Below are 19,311 nucleotides of genomic sequence, written 5' to 3'. Positions count from 1 at the left end.
TTGCTATATTATAATAGCAAACGCTTTTTGATACTTCTAATATTGCTTAAAGATTAGAATTTATAGTTGATGTTGAGTACAGTTTGGCGTCCTGCACCAGGTAAGGCAAAACCAGAGCTATTTTGTCTTGCTTCTCCTGCCCGTAGGTTGGTGTAGTACGTTTTGTTGGTAAGGTTACGACCAATCAACTGTACATTTAAGTTTTTGTTAAACTGATATGTAATAGATGCATCATGCGTGAAGTAGTCTTGAGATTGGGTTTGTGGCAAGGTGTTGTTTTGAGCGGTTTGTGAGCTTGTGTACATTTTACCTTGGTAAGTGATGCCGTAGCCCGCTTGCCATTGGTCGTTCAGTGCGTAAGTTGTCCATACATGGCCCGAGTAAACTGGTACTAACATAATGCGATTGCCTTTTTGGTAATCGGGGACATTGCCTACCGTGGTTTGTTTGTATTTACCTTCCATCCATGCAAATGTTGCAGTCACATCCCAATTTTTGGTGATTTGACCAAATAAACCTGCCTCTACACCGTTGATGTAGTTTTTGCCGTCTAACACGGTATTTTGGTTGTCTGCACCTTGTATGCGTACTTTATTTGATTCAGTTCTAAAGCCTGCCATGGTAAAAAGTAGGTTTGGATTGGCTTCCCATTTCATACCAAGTTCGTAGTTGAGTGCACTTTCGGGCTTGGTATTACAAGTATTTCCTACGTTTGTGGCAACACATGGTGTATTGGCTGCATCCATGGTTGGTTTTTGTGAGTTGGCATAACTGGTGTAAATACTGACCGCTTCTGTTGGTTTATATGTCAAACCTACACTGTAGCTTAATAGGTTTGCATTTTGCGAAGCAGGTGCTGTTGCAGTAACTTGCTGGGTTGTTGCTGAATAGGTGCTACTGGTGTACTTACTTTCTGAGCGGTCAAAACGTACGCCAAGGTCAAGTATCCAGTGTGAACCAAACTTGGTGTTGTTGAATAAATAGCCGTAATAGCTGTTCATGCTACCAGTTGCGTATTCTGATGCTCTAAAGTTGGTTGCTCCACTCCAGTGGTTGTTTGGGTTGTAAAGGTCTGTTGAAGGCAGTGTCATACGTGTGCCATTGCTGTTAAACAATAAGCCACCGAGTAATCTGGTGTATTCTTCTTGGCTAAAACCAATACCTGTAATGAGTGTGTTTTTAACCTGCTCATTTTCAAAAGTGAATCTGATATTGGTGTCGTTGGCAAATTGTTTGGCGGTAATGTTATTCACAAAGCCAAAACGTACTGCATCTGGAATATAACGCCCTGGTTGGTTACAAGAGGTATAACCTGTTTTGTTGCTGTTACTTTTTACTACAGGTGTTAGCCCTGCGAATGAACAAAAAGTACCACGTGGTGAAGAAGTCACCCCAGTTTGTGAAATATTGCTTAGACGAGTGACTGAGTGTAGTTGTATGTTGTCGCTCAGCTGGCTATCCACTTTTAATAGGCCGTTGCTATTTTTAATGTGAATCTGATCTAGGTTTCTAAAGCCGTAATATGTGGCAGGTGAAAGCCCATCTACACCACGACCATTAAAGTAAGGCACGCCGTATAGTGGGTCATTGCTGTCTTTTTGGTAAGCGTAGGCAAGAGTCGCTTTGGTGCTTTCACCAATGCCAAAAGAAATAGAGGGTGCAATGCCCCAACGTTTGAGTTCTTCACTGCGTCCAGGGTAGGTATTTTCATGTCCCATCACGTTTAAACGAAACGCAATATCGTCTGTGAGGACTTTATTGAAGTCGCCTGTAATGCGTCTGTAGTGATCTGTACCTAAGCCCACAGAAACAAGATGTTCATCTTTATTTTTTGGTACTTTAGTCACAAGGTTTACGCCACCACTGACTTGGCCTGCACCATTTTCTACAGAGTTTGCCCCTTTATTAATTTCTACAGCATCGTAATTAAATAAGTCGGTACGAGTAATAATGGCTGTGTCACGAATACCATCGGTAGTGATGTTATTTTTTGCATCGTAGCCACGAAGGTTAATGCGGTCACCGAGAGTACCGCCTGCTTCACCTGCACTAAAAGAAATACCTGGTGTGGTTGAAAGTGCATCTTGTAGTGAAAGTAGATTTTGTTCTTTTAAGGTTTGTTCAGTGAGGACTTGAGTTGTTTTTGCAGTATCACGTAAAGGCTGTATACGCTTTGTTGATGAGCTTTCTTTGGCATAAAAGCTATTTTCACTGTTGGCACTGCTTTGAATAGATGGCAAATGTTGTACAGACTCAGTCGATGCTGCAAATGCAAGATTGGGGAGTGCAATTGCAAGTGCTACTGTTTTTGCTGCGTGAGTATTGGGTTTTGTTTTCTGACTTGGCATAAGTACGCCCTTTAAAAGTGACTCATATTATCGTTTTGATGAATAAACGATCGAAAGAGTAATGAGTATAAATGATAATTATTTATATTTAAAATATAATGTTATTTGGTATTTTTAACTAAGTTTTTGATTTTAAATAGTAATATATATCTGGGTTTTATGTTTTTTTTAGATTGTTAATTGTTTTTGCCGATTTTAATGTATTTTTTGTGTTTTTTTAATTTTATTTTAAGTTTTATTACTATCGTTATTTTTGAAAGAAAAATCATTTCTAATAACGTCCTTATTTGACTTGCTCGGCAGCATTTATAGGTTTTAGCTAAGATACTGTGGTTTTCAGATCTTTTTGATTTAGGCTGAAGTTTTCAAGATGTTGGCTGAGGTGATGGTTATGCCATTAAATGTATATTTCTAGCTTCTTAGGTGCTTTAATCATCTGAAAGTATTCGTCATCAGTGAGCTTAAATTGCATGGATGATTGAATTAGATTTGATTCAAAAATTCTTTCTCGCTTAATATTTAAAGTAATAAAAAATGGTTCTTTCGGTTGTTTAGCGTTAAGTTTAAGTGATTGCAAGCAAGGGCATTCAATTTAAAGCATCATATCAAGTGGTTAATGTTTTAATCTTTAAAAAGGTTCTATTTTTATTAATATTACAATATGACAAAAAGCGTTTGCCATATTGTAATCGCAAACGCTTTTTGATGCCTCTAATATTGCTTAAATATTAAAACTTGTAGTTGATATTTAGAACCGCTTGGCGACCTTCGCCAGGCATTGCCCAGCCATTGTTACGAATGTGTGTATAATAAATTTTATTCGCTAGGTTACGCCCAATCAGTTGGAAGTTTAAGTTTTTACTCATGGTGTAAGTGATTGATGCATGATGTAGTAAGTAGTCCTCTGATTGAACTTGAGCAACTTTATTGTTTGTAGCGGAGGTGTGTGTACTTAAATACATTTTTCCTTGATATGTTGCCCCATAACCAACTTTCCATTGGTCATTCACTTTGTAGTTGGTCCATAGGCTTCCTGAGTACTCTGGCACTTGTGTTACGAAGTCGCCTTTGGAAAAATCTTGAATCCCATTTGCGGCTGTTTGGTTGAACTTGCCTTTCATCCACGCCATACTTGCCGTAATGTCCCAGTTCGGTGTGAAGTTTCCTGCAAGACCAGCTTCTACGCCATTCACATAGTTTTTACCATCTAAGACATAGTTGAAACCATCGCTACCTTGTACACGTACTTTGTTGCGTTCATTTCTGAAGCCCGCAATAGTCACAAGAAGATTTGGGTTCACTTCCCATTTTGCCCCAACCTCATAGTTTATGGCTGTTTCTGGTTTTACATTACACGTATTATTTGTTGCAGTACTTGTGCATGTTTCGCTTGCGACGCCAATGGTTGGTTTTTCAGAGTTTGCATAGCTTAAGTATAGGCTTGTTGACTCCGTTGGTTTAAACGTAATACCAGCATTATAGCTAAATAAATTTGCTTTTTGAGAACCTGTAACGGCTCCATTGATGTCACGGTATACACCATTTGTATTGTCATAACGTGCACCTAGATCAAGTAACCAATGAGAGCCGAATTTGGTGTTGTTGAAAATATAGCCATAATAGGTGTCTAAACTACCTGAGCCACTACGACTGTCTGCTTGGATATAGTTTATTGAGTTATTCCAAACATGATTCGGGTTGTAAACATTCATATTTGGGCGGGTGCTTGTTGAGCCATCGGCATTATTTAAGTAGCTTCCGCTTTTTAGTGTGTAATCTTCCTGACTGAGTCCACCACCGATGATGGTCGTATTTTTAACATATTTTGAACCGATTTGAATTTTGATATTGCTATCATTTGCAATTTGTTTGGTTTCAGTGTCTCGTTTAAATCCACGAGGGCCACTAACAATGTATTGTCCAGGTGTTGTACATTTTGTATAACCTGTGGTATTTGCGTTGGTATATGCTGTTGGTGCCATACCATTTGCTAGACAGAAAGTACCTTGTGGTGCTGATATTGTAGATATTTGATGAATATCACTTAGTCGTGTTACAGAGTTGAACTTAACATTGTCTGTGATTTCACTTTTTACTTTGAGCAGTCCAGTATTATTTGTGATACGAATATTATCTATATCGGTGTATCCATAATTATTTTTATTTGAGATGCCTGGTACCGCACGGCCGTTATAGTATGGGACGCCATATTGTGGGTCGTTGTCGTCTTCTTGATGAATGTAAGACAGAGTCGCTTTGGTATTTCTACCAATACCAAAGGTTATAGAGGGTGCAATACCCCAGCGTTTAAGTTGTTCATCACGTTCAGGGTAGTTGTTTTTGTGTGCCATCACATTCAGGCGAATCGCTGTGTCGTCATCAATTACCTTGTTGAAGTCACCTGTCATTCGTGTGTAGTGATCTGTGCCAAGTCCTACCGATAGATGATTGAAGTCATGGTCTTTGGGTGACTTGGTCACAAGGTTAACACCACCACTGACTTGGCCAGCACCGTTCTCGACAGAGTTGGCTCCTTTGGTAATTTCTACTGCTTCAGAGTTAAATAGATCACTTCGATTCGTTAATGCGGTATCTCTTAAGCCATCTGCAGTGATGTTGCTTGTTGCATCGTAGCCACGTAAAGTAATTTTATCACCATAACCGCCACCACCTTCACCTGCACCAAAAGAAATACCAGGTGTGGTTGAAAGGGCATCTTGTAAAGAAAGCAGGTTTTGTTCTTGTAATGCTTTTTGAGTAATGATCTGTGTTGTTCGCGGTGTATTTAATATGGATTGAGCTCTTTTGTCTGAAGAGCTATGTTTTGCGTAATGGCTATTTGAGTGTGATGCACTTTCAATGGTTGGTAGATTCGTAACATCAGATGTTGCTGCAAATGCTAAGTTGGGTAAAGTCATCGCAAGCGCTACGGTTTTTGCCGTATTGTTACGTTTGTTGGCAATCTTTTTCGTCATTCGTTTTATTCCTTTATGTATAAATTAAGAATTTCACATTTTAAATTTGTTAATATATGTAATCATAGTATAAATGATAATTATTTTTATTTGCAAGTTTATGTTTTTGTTTGCTGATTTTTATGTGTATTTATTCGTAGGTGTTTTTATTTTGTTGTTAGAGTTATATTTAATTGCTTTAGTAGAAACAGCCTCAAGAGAGACTGTTTTTTATTACGAATAATTCCGCTTAGTATTTGAAGTTGACTGTAAGTACGCCGTTACGTCCTTCTGCTTCGGTTGCATAGTGTGATGCATATGCTTTAGTGAAGTAACGAGTGTTACTTACGTTATTGACGTTTAGTTGAACATCAATATTTTTATTTACTGCATAACGTGCCATGAGGTCATAGCGGGTGTAGCCTGAAACCCATAGGGTATTTGTGGTGTTACCGTACACTTTGTCACTTGCTACTACACCACCGCCCAAGGTAAGTTTTGGTGTGATTTTATACGTAGACCAGAGTGTTGCACTATTCTTAGGTACGTTTGGAAGTTGTTTTCCACGAGTTTGAATTGCTGAACCATCGCGTGTACTTACACCAGGGTTCCCTGATTGTATTGCATCTAGGTAACTGTAGCCTAAGCTAATATCCCAATTTGCTGTAATGTTACCATTCAAGCCAAGTTCAAAACCATTCACACGGCTTGCACCACCATTGGTGTATTGAGTTGGTGACACGGCAATGCGAGTATTTTGTTTTTCTGTACGGAAGACTGCTGCAGTCACATTGGCACGGCGGTCAAATAAGTCCCATTTTGTACCAACTTCAAAAGTGCGTGCAGTTTCTGGCTCTAAATCTTTGTAAGAAGTTGAAATGGTCTCAGAGCCATCGCCAGCACTAATACCTACGGGGTTGGCTGACGTTGCAAAACTTGCGTAAATGCTACCTTGTTCTACAGGCTTGTAGGTTAAGCCAGCAGTATAGCTAAAGAAGTCAGTTTTGCTCACTACAGTGGTTGGTGTTGTAAGTAAGGTATATGCTGTGCTGCTTACACTTGCATAAGTGTTTTGCTTGGTATTGAAGTTGTCCCAACGTACGCCAAGGTCTAATAACCACTGAGGTGTAAACTCAATGTTGTCTAAAATGTAAAGACCCGTGTCTTTTGTTGTTGTTTTAGCTGTGTAACCAGAAATGAGTTGGCTAGACCATGCATCGTATGAGTTTGGGTTGTATAAAGAGGTGCAATAGCCATTGCTTGTACCAATACCATATGTTGAGTTGGTTTTGTTTGTACCTGTACCACAAGACTGCGCTGCAGGTAAACCGCTGGTTACACCGTAACTACCTTTGTCTGTTGCTTGGTGGCTAAAGTCAGCACCTAGGCTCAAGCGGTGTGTAACAGAGCCTGTGTTGAGTTTGCCTTGTAGAACCAGTTGGTCTGCAAAGGTTTCGGTGTCTGTAATGCTTGAGTTTGCTCGACGCCATACTTTTCCGTATGTGACATCACCTTGAGAGTCATCAGGTTGTGTCCATAGGTAATCATTTTTTGAGCGACTGTACGTCACAATATTGGCAAGGTTAAAGCCATTGTCAAATGTGTGTTCAAGTTTAAACGTACCTATTTGGTTTTCTTGTTTTTGGAAGTCACGGTTATGTAAACCTGTAGATGCCTTGTTTGACATCTACAGGTTTACCATAGACACCTGTACCTGTTGGGTTGTTATAAGGTACGCCTGAGTCTGGTGTGTCATTGGTACGTAGGTAGTAGTAACTCAGTGTTGCTTTTGTTGGTGAGTTTGTACCAAAAACAATACTTGGTGCAATACCTACACGGTTGTATTCAGCACCATCTTTTTGACCTGCTTTGGTGTTTTGGTGACCCATCACAACCACACGGCCTGCAATACCGTTATCAAAGTTTTTGTTGCCGTCTAATACGATACGGCGGTAGTCATTTGTGCCGCTAGAAATTGAGCCTTGAACAGCATCGGTCAGTTTTGGCAGTTTGGTGATCATATTAATGCTACCACCGGTTGAACCACCACCGCCAAGGGTAGATGCAGAGCCTTTAGTGACTTCAACTTGTTCTACATCAAACATTTCACGTTGTTGAGATGTTGCATTACGTACCCCATCAACGTAAATAGAGCTTTCTGAGTTGTAACCACGAATAAATGGACGATCACCATTTGGGTTGCCACCTTCACCTGCACCCAGTGTAATGCCTGGAACGGTACGTAGTGCATCGCTAAGTGTAGTGACTTGTGTGTCATTAATGAGCTTTGATGAAATTACATCAACAGATTTTGCTGTATCAAGAAGTGGTACAAGGTATTTGCTATTGGCTGACTTTTCAACCTTTAGACTTTCTTCTTGTCCATGTGCTGAAATCGTTGGTAGGTTTGTTGCATCTTGTCCAGCAATCACAGTGCCTGATGCAATAGAAAGGGAAGAGAGTAGTGCTGAAGAGACGATTTTTTTTCGTGTTTTAATGAACGACATGTATTTTCTCGTAACAAACTGTAGTGATTATATAAACAATAATGATTATCGTTAATTTTATGTATTTTTAAAATGGTTAAAACAGAATGCTTTTTTATAATGTATTGATTGGTTTGTATTTAAGATGATGAAATATATGCTTATTTAAAATGCCAATTACTTTTTTCTTTTGATGGGTATTAATTTTTATATTTTAATTTTATTTTAAGCTTAATGCTAGTCACACATAAAATGTGTGACTAGTGGGTTGATTTAGTATTTAAAGTTGATTGCTAGCACAGCATTGCGACCATCGGCCTGCATGGCATAGTGATAGTGTGCGTTGGTGAAATAAAGCTTGTCTGTGAGGTTGTTAATGTTGAGTTGTAGATTTACATTGTCTGTTACTTTGTATTTAAACATAGCATTGTAAACCGTGTATGCAGGTACATATTTAGGTGTACTGCTCGTTGCGAGGTAAGACACCACAGACTTGTCATTGTACTGTGCGCCTGCACCAATAATAAATTTCGGTGTAATTTTATAGGTTGTCCATAAAGTTGCACTGTTTTTTGATACAAATGGTAGGGCTTTGCCTTGACCTGCAAGTGCTCTGGCATCATAGGTAGATGCTTTGGTAAGCTTGCTGTCTAAGTAGCTATAACCTGTAGCAATATTCCATTTGTCTGTTAAGTCACCTGTTAAGCCCAGTTCAAAACCATTGACATGGCTTGTGCCTACGTTGGCATAGCTTGAGGTGTCAACTTGAATACGTGTATTTTGTTTTTCGGTACGAAAGACTGCCGCAGTTACATTGGCTTTATTGTTTAAAATATTCCATTTTGTACCAATTTCATAAGTACGTGCTTCTTCAGGTTTGAGTGAGTTGGCTTGGCTGTTTGCAGTAATTGAGTCTGAACCATCACCTTGGTCAACACCTACAGGGTTGGCGGATGTCGCAAAACTGGTATAAATACTGCCGTTTTCTGTTGGTTTATAAATTAAGCCTGCTTGGTAAGAGACGAAGTCTGTATCGCTACCGTATTGTGTACCTGCACTATATTGTACGTTACGTAGTTTAAGTGGGTAGTTGTATTTTACATCGGTATTAAAGTTATCCCAACGTAGGCCTAAGTTAAGTAACCACTGTGGTGAAAACTCTATGCTGTCTAAAGCATATAACCCCACGCTTCGGCTACGTGTTGTTGAGTAGCCTTTGACTGCAGTTGCTGTATCGCTATAGGTATCGTATGGGGTTGGGTTGTATAAAGTAGTGCAGTAACCATAGCTACTATATTTACAAGATTCGCCACTGCCATTAATTGTATTGTGGCTTTGGTCTTGTATGTCTAAGCCTGTGGTTGGATTAAAGCCATTAAAGGAGTAGATTCCCATATTGGTGGCTTGGTAACTCCAGTCTACGCCTGTGCTAAAGCTATGTTTAATGCTTCCTGTATTAAATTTACCAGAAAGAGCCATTTGGTCGCTATAAGCATTGGTGTCTGAAATACGGCTGACAGCACGGCGGAATATGGTGCCATATTGTGCAATATTACCACTTGAGTCATCTGGGTTGGTGGCAATGTAATTGGTGGTTGAGCGATTGTAGGTAAAGGTATTACTTAAGTTGAGGCTGTCTGTAAAGTCGTGTTCGAGTTTAAATGTACCCACTTGGTTTTGGCGACGGTCAAAATCTCGATTACGCCAACCATAGTATGTTCCTTTGGCCACACTATATGGTGCACCACCTGTGATCGGGAAGGGAATCCCTGCATCTGGAAGGTCGTCACTTTGTAGGTAGTAATAACTGAGAGTACCTCTTGTTGGTGTACCTAGTCCAAAAGTGAAACTTGGTGCAATACCTACACGGTTGTATTCAGCCCCATTTTTCTCACCTGGTTTATCATTTTGATGCCCCATAATGACCACACGGCCTGCCATGCCATCACCAAAATCTTTGTTGGCATCTAGACTAATGTGACGGTAGTTGGCTGTACCGCCTGCAATTGTTCCTTCGTACTGATCGCCAGCATGGGCTTGTTTGGTAATCAGGTTAATGCTACCACCTGCACCGCCGCCACCTGAAATTGCAGAGCTTGAGCCTTTGGTGACTTCAACTTGTTCTACGTCAAACATGTCTCGGTTTTGTGAGGTTGCATTTTTTACGCCATCTACATAAATAGAAGATTGGGCACTATAGCCTCGGATGTATGGAATATCGGTAAATGGTGTTCCACCTTCACCGGCTGCAAGTGTGATACTGGGAGTATTTTGCAGTGCTTGAGTGAGTGAGTTTGAGTTTGTGTCTTGAAGGAGCTTTTGTGAAATGACATCAACACTTTTTGGTGTGTTAATTAAGGGAGCAACATATTTACTATTGGCAGATTTTACAGTGGTATAGCTTGGAGTGCTTGGTGTCTCGACAGCAGCTTGTACATCGATGGTACTGAGCGTTGTTGTTGCTTCTTGTGCAAAAGCTGCACCTGCAACCAATGAGAGAGATGATGCAATGGTTGATGAAACCAGCTTCTTGCGTGCTTTTATAAAGGACATAGTTGGTGTGTAACCCTGTATTGGTGTTGTTGTATGCTAAATAATAATCATTATTGGTTTGTGTGCTAGCTTGCTTTATAGTAAACACGTAAACGCTTTGTTAATGTGTGTAATTTTATATGTTTTTTTATATTAAAATCAGCTGTTTAGTGCTCTATGTTTTATAACAATGACCATGTGGTTTTTAAGTATTATTTTAAATAAATAAGTGCTCTTTTGTTAAGTTTTTGTTAAGAACATTATGAGATAGAATGAAAAAAAGACTGAAAAGCTTGTCTAAAACATAAACTTACAGCAAAACTTTGTATATATTGCTGGTATAGAATATAATACGCCACTTTAAAAAATTGTTTATTACTCACACGTTAAGTAAGTAGAGGAAGCCATGCAAGTAACGACTGAAGCGGTTTCGGGTGTTGCCCGTCGTTTAAACGTATCTGTACCGACGAGCCGTATTAATGAGCAGTTCGAAGCTCGTTTAAAGCGCACTGCCAAAACTGCGAAAATCAACGGCTTCCGTAAAGGTAAAATTCCTTTAAATGTGGTACGCCGTGAATTTGGTGCAAGTGTTTACCAAGAAGTTGTTAACGACATTATTCGTGACACTGTATTTGAAGCGATTCAACAAGAAAAAATCAATGCTGTTGGCATGCCAAACATTGAAAATGTTGAAAACAAAGAAGATGCTTTAGTTTATCAAGCGACTGTTGAAGTTTATCCAGAAGTTGAAGTAAAAGCATTTGATGGCTTAGAAGTTGAGCGTCAAACATCTGAAATTAAAGATAAAGATGTTGACCAAATGATTGAGAACTTGCGTAAACAACGTCAAACTTGGGTAACAACCAAAGGTATGGCGAAAAAAGACATGCAAGTGACTTTTGACTTTGAAGGTTCAATTGACGGCGAAAAATTTGAAGGTGGTTCAGCACAAGACTTTAAATTAGTGCTTGGTGCAGGTCAAATGATTCCTGGTTTTGAAGATGGTATCGTTGGTATGAAAACTGGCGAAGAGAAGGTTATTGATGTCACTTTCCCTGCAGATTACCAAGCAGAAAACCTTGCAGGAAAAGCAGCACAATTTAAAATTAACGTAAAATTGGTTGAAAAACCAAAGTTACCAGAAATTGATGCGGCATTCCTTGAAATCTTTGGTTTAACTGAAGAGCAAGGCGTTGAAAAGCTAAAATCAGATGTACGTAAAAACATGGAACGTGAAGTTAAAAATGGCTTACGTAACCAAGTAAAAGCGGCAACATTTGATGCACTTGTAGCAGCAAACGACATTGAAGTACCAAATGCAATGCTTGCACAAGAAATTGACCGTCTACGTCAACAAATGATTCAGCAATTTACACAACAGTTTGGTGCACAAGGTGCAAAAGCATTTGATGCAAGCCTACTACCAGATGACTTGTTTAAAGAGCAGGCTGAACGTTCTGTGAAACTCGGTGTATTAGTAAGCACAGTATTGGCAAATGCTAAACTTGAAGTAGATGCTGCACGTGTAGAAGCGTACATCGAAGAAATGTCATCTTCTTACGAAGACCCAACAGAAGTGGTTGAATACTTCAAAAATGATGCGCAACAACGTTCGCAAATCGAAGCTGTGATCTTAGAAGATCAAGTCGTTGATCACATTTTAAGTGCAGCGAAAGTGACTGAAAAAGCAGTGTCTTATGAAGACTTGCTTAAAGAGCAACAAGCTCGTCAGCAACAAGGCTAATCGAGTTGAATGAAAAAAGGCGCACGAATTGCGCCTTTTTTTATGAAAAGATTTAAAATAGCTCAGCTTGTATAAAATCAGTGCAACTATTTGTGTGAAGTCGGTTCAAATTTGAGGATACACTTTGCAATTTTAAGGATTATCCCTCATATTGTTGTCGTAAGTAACAAGAAAATTTTAGGAAAAATAAAGCTATGTATGCTCCAAATATAGAAAATGCTTTAGTCCCAATGGTTGTTGAACAATCTTCTCGTGGTGAGCGTTCTTTTGATATTTTTTCTCGCTTACTACGTGAGCGTGTGATTTTTCTCACAGGCGAAGTCGAAGACAACATGGCTAACCTGATTGTGGCACAAATGTTATTTTTAGAAGCAGAAAATCCAGATAAAGATATTCATTTATATATTAACTCTCCGGGTGGTTCTGTGACTGCGGGTATGGCAATTTATGACACCATGCAGTTTATTAAGCCAGATGTATCAACTATTTGTATGGGACAAGCGGCATCAATGGGCGCATTTTTGTTAAATGCAGGCGCAAAAGGGAAACGCTACTGCTTAGAAAATGCCCGTGTGATGATTCACCAACCATTAGGTGGGTTCCGTGGCCAAGCATCAGATATAGAAATTCATGCCCGTGAAATTCTATTTATTAAAGAGCGTTTGAACCGTTTAATGGCAGAACATAGTGGACAAGACTATGAGACTCTCGCACGTGATACAGACCGTGATAACTTTATGACAGCACAAGCTGCCAAAGAGTATGGTTTGGTTGATGATGTACTTAGCAAACGCCCATAATTTAAAAAATAGTGATTGGAGAAACCATGTCCGATAATCCTCAAGGACAAAAAAACTGTTCATTTTGCGGAAAAGCTCAGACAGAAGTCGGTAAGTTAATCGCTGGTGAAGATGCATATATTTGTAATGAATGTGTTGATGTCTGCTTAGACTTGGTACAAACCAGTCAGCAGGTCGATGGTGGTGAGTGGGCAACACGGCCGCTACCAAAGCCACATGAGATTCGAGCGGCTCTTGATCAATACGTGATTGGTCAAGATGTGGCGAAAAAAACCTTGTCTGTCGCAGTATATAACCACTACAAACGTCTTAAAGTCACAGCAACTGCACACCAAAAGGCAGAAGTTGAGTTGGCGAAAAGTAATATTTTGCTGATTGGGCCAACAGGTTCAGGTAAAACATTACTTGCACAAACACTTGCTCGTTTGCTAGATGTACCATTTGCGATGGCAGATGCAACAACGCTTACAGAAGCAGGCTATGTGGGTGAAGATGTTGAAAACATCGTGCAAAAGCTACTACAGAAATCTGACTATGATGTAGAGAAAGCACAAAAAGGCATTATCTATATTGATGAGATTGATAAAATCACCCGTAAGGCTGAAAATCCATCAATTACTCGTGATGTGTCTGGTGAAGGTGTGCAACAAGCTTTGCTTAAAATGATTGAAGGTACAGTGGCTTCAATTCCACCACAAGGTGGGCGTAAGCACCCGCAACAAGAGCTGATACAAGTTGACACCTCAAATATTCTATTTATTTGTGGTGGTGCATTTTCTGGCTTAGAGAAAATTGTACAACAACGCCAAGAAAAAGGCGGTATAGGTTTTAATGCTGAAGTTAAAAACAAAGATGATACGAAAAAGGCATCTGAATTATTTAGCCAAGTAGAAGCCACAGACTTGGTGAAATTTGGTCTTATTCCAGAGTTCATTGGTCGTTTACCTGTACTTGCCACGCTTGAAGAGCTTGATGAAGAAGCACTGATGCAAATTCTGACAGAGCCTAAAAATGCATTAACGCGTCAATATCAGTATTTATTTGATATGGAAAATGTAGATTTAGTCTTTGAAGATGCGGCTCTTCGTGCCGTTGCTAAAAAAGCTCTCGAGCGTAATACAGGTGCACGTGGTTTGCGTTCTATTTTAGAAAATGCATTGTTAGAAACCATGTATGACTTACCAAGCCGTAGCGATGTCGGTACTGTGGTGATTAATGCAGAAGTCGTGAATGACAAAGCACAGCCTGAATTAAAACCTGAGCGTCAACCTAAAGCAGTATCTGAAGAAAAACATGCCGATCTAAAGCTATTAAATAAATAAGCAATAGGTTTTGGTGTTAAAAAAATCGTACCTAAGGGTACGATTTTTTTATCTTTATTTTTTAGTGGGAAGCTGTGCCAAAATACTCTGACTATCTTGAGCAATCTTTTGTTGAAAGCTAACACTTTTTGCAAGATTGGTAATCGAGATAGCCACTTGTTGTTCTACCGCAGCATTGACCTGTGTATTTTTGCTCATAATTGAGCGACCTTCAGGCGATTTTAAAAATTTCAAATAGGCTTGAATTTCTTGGTCTGTGTAGTACGTGGCATATACACCCTCAATACTTTGTAGCATATTCATGCGTTTTAAATAGTCTTGTGAGGTGTTGAACATACTTTGTGTGAGTTGGTCGACCACTTGTAGGTCTTTTGCTGTGAGTGGGTTATGGCCTGTACGTTGTTTTACCATTTGCGTGGCACGTTGTTTATATATAGGTACCATACTGTTGATGGTGTTATCTAATGTATGACTTGCATTGGTTAAACTGATGAGTTCTTGTGTTGGTGAGTTTGCATAGATATGAGTGCTTAAAGTTGTTGCTAAAGCAAATAAGCCAACATGTAATAATTTTTTTTGCATAAGTATCTATCAATCAAAAACAGAGCTTTGAGTCTATACCGAAATGACTGTTTAGGGTATAGACTCATGTTTAGGCAGTGTATAAATCTTATTGAATGACTCAATACACTAAGGGACATTTATTTGGCTTTAGGTAGGCTATTTAAAATATCAGCAACTTGTTGACTGGCTTGTTGTTGGGCTGTTTGAGTTTGTTTATTGCTCAGAATGTTCATGACGTTTTGTACAGTTTCTTGAACAACCAAAGGTTGTTTTTTGTTAATCGATTGGCCTTCAGGGGTTGATAAAAATTTAATATAGACCTGTAGTTCATCTTCAGAATAGTATTTCTTAAACAGATTGCTAATCAACAATGGCATGTCTGCTTGTTGAAGCAAATTGTTGGTATTGTTTTTGAGAATTTGACCAATATCTTGAGCTGCTTTTTGCTCTTGTGCATTTAATGTTTCATGCCCAGTTCTTTTTTGCACTATTTTTATGGCTTGTTGATCTAAAACACTACCAAGATTTTTCACACTTTCATTCAGCATTTCATTGACATGGCTCAGCTGAATGGCTTGTTGTACTGATGTATCGGTTGGAGCAGAAGCAAAAGCAACATTTAAGAAACTGCTCGCAATCAGTGTAGACGTTAATAATACTTTTTTTAACATAGACCTTCTCATTATGTTTATGGTTGTGATATTCATGTATATTAAACTACTTTATATGAAATCGTGATGAAAAAAAGCCCCAAAGGGCTTTTTTTAATAAAACTTCACTAATCTGTCATTGCATCAATGAGCTGAATCTGAGCAATTTTTTCTTGCCAAATTTTAGGTGCAATGGCGTGGATCGATGTACCATTGACATCAACGGCCACAGAAACAGGCATATCTTCAACCACAAATTTATAAATGGCCTCCATACCTAAGTCTGCAAAAGCCACGACCTCAGCTTGGCGAATGGCTTTAGACACTAAATAAGCCGCACCACCCACAGCCATAAGGTAAGTGGCTTGATTGTCTTTAATGGCGCTAATGGCCATAGGGCCACGTTCTGCTTTACCAATCATGCCAAATAAGCCTGTGTTTTCTAAGACCTGACGAGTAAATTTGTCCATACGCGTGGCTGTGGTTGGGCCTGCAGGGCCAACAACTTCATTGTTAATTGGGTCTACAGGGCCAACGTAGTAAATGAATTTACCTTTAAGGTCTACAGGTAATGGTTGTTGTTTTTCAATCATTTCAACAAGGCGTTTGTGTGCGGCATCACGACCGGTATACATGGTGCCACTCAAAAGTAAGGTGTCACCCGGTTGCCATGTGTCCATGTCTGCTTGTGTGATGGTATCTAAATTCACACGCTTGGCTTTTGATGATGACCATGTAATGTCTGGGTAGTCACTTAAGCTTGGGGCTTGTATATGTGCAGGTCCTGTACCATCGAGATGAAAATGTGCGTGGCGAGTAGCAGCACAGTTGGGAATCATACCTACAGGTTTACCTGCTGCATGGCATGGGTAGTCTTTAATTTTAATGTCTAGCACTGTGGTTAAGCCACCTAGACCTTGTGCACCAATACCAAGGGCATTGACCTTTTGAAAGATTTCGATGCGGAGTTCTTCAATTTTATTTTGTGGGCCTCGTTTGAGTAGCTCATGCATATTAATTTCTTCCATGAGAGACTCTTTGGCCAGCATCATGGCTTTTTCAGCAGTACCACCAATGCCAATACCGAGCATACCCGGTGGACACCAGCCTGCACCCATAGTGGGTACGGTATTGACCACCCAATCGACAATTGAGTCTGATGGATTAAGCATGGCAAGTTTAGATTTATTTTCTGAGCCACCCCCTTTAGCGGCAACTGTAATATTGACGGTGTTACCCGGTACAAAGGTGTAGTGAATCACAGCAGGTGTATTGTCTTTGGTGTTTTTACGCCCAAAAGCGGGGTCTGCAAGTACAGATGCACGTAAAATATTACTGTTTTCTAGGTAACCTTGGCGGACACCTTCATTAATGGCATCATCTAAACTGCCACTGAGTTCAAATTTAACATCAAGCCCAACTTCTACAAAAACATTGATAATGCCTGTGTCTTGGCAGATTGGGCGGTGTCCTTCGGCACACATCCGAGAGTTAATCAGAATTTGTGCAATCGCATCTTTGGCAGCAGGGTTAGCCTCATAGTCATACGCACGGCTCATGGCCTGTATGAAGTCTTTGGGGTGGTAGTAAGAAATAAATTGCAGGGCATCTTTTATAGATAGGATCAAGTCTTCTTGCTTGATGATGGTGGTCATAGCATATTCTCTATTTGCGGGCGTTGGCTGGCAGATAGAAGTATATGACAAAAGCTTATGTTTGTGTGGGCTGACGCAGATTTTAGTCGATGAAAAACCCAGTGCTCATATGTAATAAGCACTGGGTTTGTTTGGGTTATTGCTCTGCTTGAATGGCGGTGAGGGCAATGGTAAAGACAATATCATCGACCAATGCACCACGAGATAAGTCATTTACAGGTTTGTTGAGGCCTTGAAGCATTGGCCCGACACTAATGACATTGGCCGAGCGTTGTACGGCTTTGTAGGTGGTATTGCCTGTGTTTAAGTCAGGGAAAATATAAACGTTGGCTTTACCTGCCACTTGAGAGTCAGGGGCTTTGGATTTTCCTACGCTTTCTACCGAAGCGGCATCGTATTGTAATGGGCCATCAATGACTAGATCTGGGCGTTTTTCTCGGACAATCTGTGTGGCCTGAGTGACTTTTTCCACATCTGCCCCTGCCCCTGATGAACCTGTAGAGTAACTGATCATGGCAATACGTGGCTCTATACCAAAGGCTTTGGCAGAGTCGGCAGATTGTATGGCAATTTCAGCCAGTTGCTCAGCATTTGGGTTTGGGTTAATGGCACAGTCACCATATACATAGACTTCGTCAGGTAACAGCATAAAGAAGATTGAAGATACGAGCGAGTATTCTGGAGCTGTTTTAATTAACTGAAATGCAGGTCTAACGGTGTTGGCTGTGGTATGTACTGCACCAGAAACTAGGCCATCAACTTCATTGAGGGCGAGCATCATGGTGCCAAGTACCACGGTGTCTTTGAGTTGTTCTTGAGCCTGTGTCAGCACCAATTTGCCTTTACGCCGTTCAACCATGGCCTCTGCATAACGGTCTTTAATTTGATCTGGATCTATAATTTCTAAGTCAGGCGGTAGAGTGAGCTGTCGTGCTTTGACAATATCGTGGACAGCTTCGGGTTTGGCGAGTAATACGCATTGTGCAAGCCCACGCGTTTGGCAAATAATGGCCGCCTCAACGGTACGTGGTTCATCACCTTCGGGTAACACAATACGTTTTTTATGAGCAATTGATTTTTGCACCAGCTCATAACGAAAGGCTGCAGGTGAAAGGCGAGCTTGATCGTGATGTTGGGTATATGTTGCAAGCCATGTTTGGTCGATGTGACTCCCAACAAAACGAGAGACTTTTTGTGCACGTTCGAGGTCTTGAATAGAGATGTCGTAGTTTAAATGTTTTAAGTGTTGTATGGCTTCAAGCGGGCTTAAGGGGGTGTGTAAAATAGGTAAGCCTTGCTCAAGTGCAGGTTGGCAAAAGTCCATGATGGTTGTTTGAGGTGCTTCTCTTTCGGCAAGAACTAAGCCTGCCAGTGGAATGCCATTTTGTGTGGCCATACTACTGGCCAATAATACATCTGTACGCTCACTGGCCGTGATGATGAGTTGCCCTGCAGTAAATTGTGTGAGTTCAACATCAATATGTGAACTAATCAGGCTATGCCCAAGCACACGGCGTTTTTTTGCTTTGCCTTGGTTTAGCCATGTGGCATTCAGGGCATCGGCAATGTCTAAAGTACGAGGTACACTCAGTATGTTGCTAAATGGCACTAAGCCGACAATCGGTAAACTTGGAGTGGCAATAATTTGGCTATATTGTTGTAATTGTTGGCTAAAGTGTTGGGTTTCTTGGACTAATCGTAGGCTTGGGTCAAGGGTAACAGGAATTTGTGCAGACTGCTCGGTTAAGCCCTTGGTTCGCATGAACAGCACGCCCATGACACGGTTGTTTTCTAGGCCTCCGAGGGATTTAAGATTGGCTTCTAAGTGTAGAGCAGTTTGTTTGGGGGCGGTGAGATCTGCTTCGCTGACAAATAAAATTTTAGCATTGAGTGCTTTGGCAAGTTGTAAGTTAAATTGTTGGCTTGCATAACTATCACTGAGTGGTGGTAAGCCTTCAACCACAACTACATCTCTAGATTGTGCAATGTGCCGATGTAAACGAACAGTTTCTTCAAGCAGTTCATCGGTGTGGTTGGAGGCCATGGCATCAAGTACTTGTTGCTGTTGTAGTGTGGCAACGGGAATGTCATGAAAGAGTTGTTGGTATAACGCGACAGTTTGGCTATGTGCTGACTCAAATGATTTTAAAAAACTTGATTGAATACCGTTGCAGTCTAATGCATAAATGAGACCCAAACTGGCAGAAGTGAGACCAACACTTTCTTTTGTAGGGATAAGTAATAAGGTGTTCATGT

The 19,311-nt window shown here is 40.2% G+C and carries 10 protein-coding genes and 1 pseudogene; 3 read left to right on the top strand and 8 right to left on the bottom strand.

Annotated elements, in window-relative coordinates; all coding sequences use genetic code 11:
- Positions 1 to 53: 53 nt before the first annotated feature.
- From I2F31_RS11770 to I2F31_RS11755, 4 genes and pseudogenes are all read right to left on the bottom strand, one after another.
- Positions 54 to 2,348, bottom strand: coding sequence for a TonB-dependent receptor (locus I2F31_RS11770; RefSeq protein ID WP_195773930.1), 2,295 nt, complete (start codon positions 2,346 to 2,348; stop codon positions 54 to 56).
- A gap of 728 nt (positions 2,349 to 3,076) precedes the next feature.
- Positions 3,077 to 5,323 carry a TonB-dependent receptor gene (locus I2F31_RS11765; RefSeq protein ID WP_195769834.1) on the bottom strand — a complete coding sequence of 749 codons (2,247 nt, stop codon included), beginning with the start codon at positions 5,321 to 5,323 and terminating at the stop codon, positions 3,077 to 3,079.
- A gap of 229 nt (positions 5,324 to 5,552) precedes the next feature.
- Positions 5,553 to 7,809, bottom strand: a pseudogene (locus I2F31_RS11760) (TonB-dependent receptor).
- A gap of 252 nt (positions 7,810 to 8,061) precedes the next feature.
- The gene (locus tag I2F31_RS11755) at positions 8,062 to 10,341 is read right to left on the bottom strand and encodes a TonB-dependent receptor (RefSeq protein WP_195773929.1); all 2,280 of its coding nucleotides are present in this window, start codon (positions 10,339 to 10,341) and stop codon (positions 8,062 to 8,064) included.
- Positions 10,342 to 10,726: 385 nt separating this feature from the next.
- Here I2F31_RS11755 and tig point away from each other — a divergent pair, with 385 nt between their 5' ends.
- The 3 genes from tig (at position 10,727) to clpX (ending at position 14,186) form a co-directional block, all read left to right on the top strand.
- On the top strand, positions 10,727 to 12,064 hold the full coding sequence (gene tig, locus I2F31_RS11750) for a trigger factor (RefSeq protein ID WP_195769837.1): 1,338 nt from the start codon (positions 10,727 to 10,729) through the stop codon (positions 12,062 to 12,064).
- 194 nt (positions 12,065 to 12,258) lie between these two features.
- A complete protein-coding gene (gene clpP / locus I2F31_RS11745) occupies positions 12,259 to 12,864 on the top strand; it encodes an ATP-dependent Clp endopeptidase proteolytic subunit ClpP (protein ID WP_195769838.1) in 606 nt (201 codons plus the stop codon).
- 26 nt (positions 12,865 to 12,890) lie between these two features.
- A complete protein-coding gene (gene clpX / locus I2F31_RS11740) occupies positions 12,891 to 14,186 on the top strand; it encodes an ATP-dependent Clp protease ATP-binding subunit ClpX (RefSeq protein ID WP_195769839.1) in 1,296 nt (431 codons plus the stop codon).
- A 54-nt stretch (positions 14,187 to 14,240) separates the two neighbouring features.
- On the opposite strand, the gene I2F31_RS11735 is transcribed toward clpX, so the two are convergent.
- The 4 genes from I2F31_RS11735 to pta all read right to left on the bottom strand — a co-directional run bounded on the left by I2F31_RS11735 (position 14,241) and on the right by pta (position 19,309).
- Positions 14,241 to 14,768: a DUF2059 domain-containing protein gene (locus tag I2F31_RS11735; protein ID WP_195773928.1), complete on the bottom strand. Its 528-nt coding sequence runs from the start codon at positions 14,766 to 14,768 to the stop codon at positions 14,241 to 14,243.
- Positions 14,769 to 14,887: 119 nt separating this feature from the next.
- The gene (locus I2F31_RS11730) at positions 14,888 to 15,421 is read right to left on the bottom strand and encodes a DUF2059 domain-containing protein (protein WP_195773927.1); all 534 of its coding nucleotides are present in this window, start codon (positions 15,419 to 15,421) and stop codon (positions 14,888 to 14,890) included.
- Positions 15,422 to 15,528: 107 nt separating this feature from the next.
- Positions 15,529 to 17,055 carry a fumarate hydratase gene (locus tag I2F31_RS11725; RefSeq protein WP_195773926.1) on the bottom strand — a complete coding sequence of 509 codons (1,527 nt, stop codon included), beginning with the start codon at positions 17,053 to 17,055 and terminating at the stop codon, positions 15,529 to 15,531.
- 136 nt (positions 17,056 to 17,191) lie between these two features.
- A complete protein-coding gene (gene pta / locus I2F31_RS11720) occupies positions 17,192 to 19,309 on the bottom strand; it encodes a phosphate acetyltransferase (RefSeq protein WP_195769843.1) in 2,118 nt (705 codons plus the stop codon).
- Between the last annotated feature and the right edge of the window lie 2 nt (positions 19,310 to 19,311).

The sequence above is a fragment of the Acinetobacter rathckeae genome, assembly GCF_015627125.1.
Taxonomy (GTDB): Bacteria; Pseudomonadota; Gammaproteobacteria; order Pseudomonadales; family Moraxellaceae; genus Acinetobacter; species Acinetobacter rathckeae.
This window is presented reverse-complemented; position numbering and strand designations above follow the sequence as displayed.

What these genes read in the sequence shown, in the direction of transcription:
- I2F31_RS11770 (WP_195773930.1), bottom strand. Translation starts at nt 2,348, where the DNA reads ATGCCAAGTCAGAAAACAAAACCCAATACTCACGCAGCAAAAACAGTA.
- I2F31_RS11765 (WP_195769834.1), bottom strand. Translation starts at nt 5,323, where the DNA reads ATGACGAAAAAGATTGCCAACAAACGTAACAATACGGCAAAAACCGTA.
- I2F31_RS11755 (WP_195773929.1), bottom strand. Translation starts at nt 10,341, where the DNA reads ATGTCCTTTATAAAAGCACGCAAGAAGCTGGTTTCATCAACCATTGCA.
- tig (WP_195769837.1), top strand. Translation starts at nt 10,727, where the DNA reads ATGCAAGTAACGACTGAAGCGGTTTCGGGTGTTGCCCGTCGTTTAAAC.
- clpP (WP_195769838.1), top strand. Translation starts at nt 12,259, where the DNA reads ATGTATGCTCCAAATATAGAAAATGCTTTAGTCCCAATGGTTGTTGAA.
- clpX (WP_195769839.1), top strand. Translation starts at nt 12,891, where the DNA reads ATGTCCGATAATCCTCAAGGACAAAAAAACTGTTCATTTTGCGGAAAA.
- I2F31_RS11735 (WP_195773928.1), bottom strand. Translation starts at nt 14,768, where the DNA reads ATGCAAAAAAAATTATTACATGTTGGCTTATTTGCTTTAGCAACAACT.
- I2F31_RS11730 (WP_195773927.1), bottom strand. Translation starts at nt 15,421, where the DNA reads ATGTTAAAAAAAGTATTATTAACGTCTACACTGATTGCGAGCAGTTTC.
- I2F31_RS11725 (WP_195773926.1), bottom strand. Translation starts at nt 17,055, where the DNA reads ATGACCACCATCATCAAGCAAGAAGACTTGATCCTATCTATAAAAGAT.
- pta (WP_195769843.1), bottom strand. Translation starts at nt 19,309, where the DNA reads ATGAACACCTTATTACTTATCCCTACAAAAGAAAGTGTTGGTCTCACT.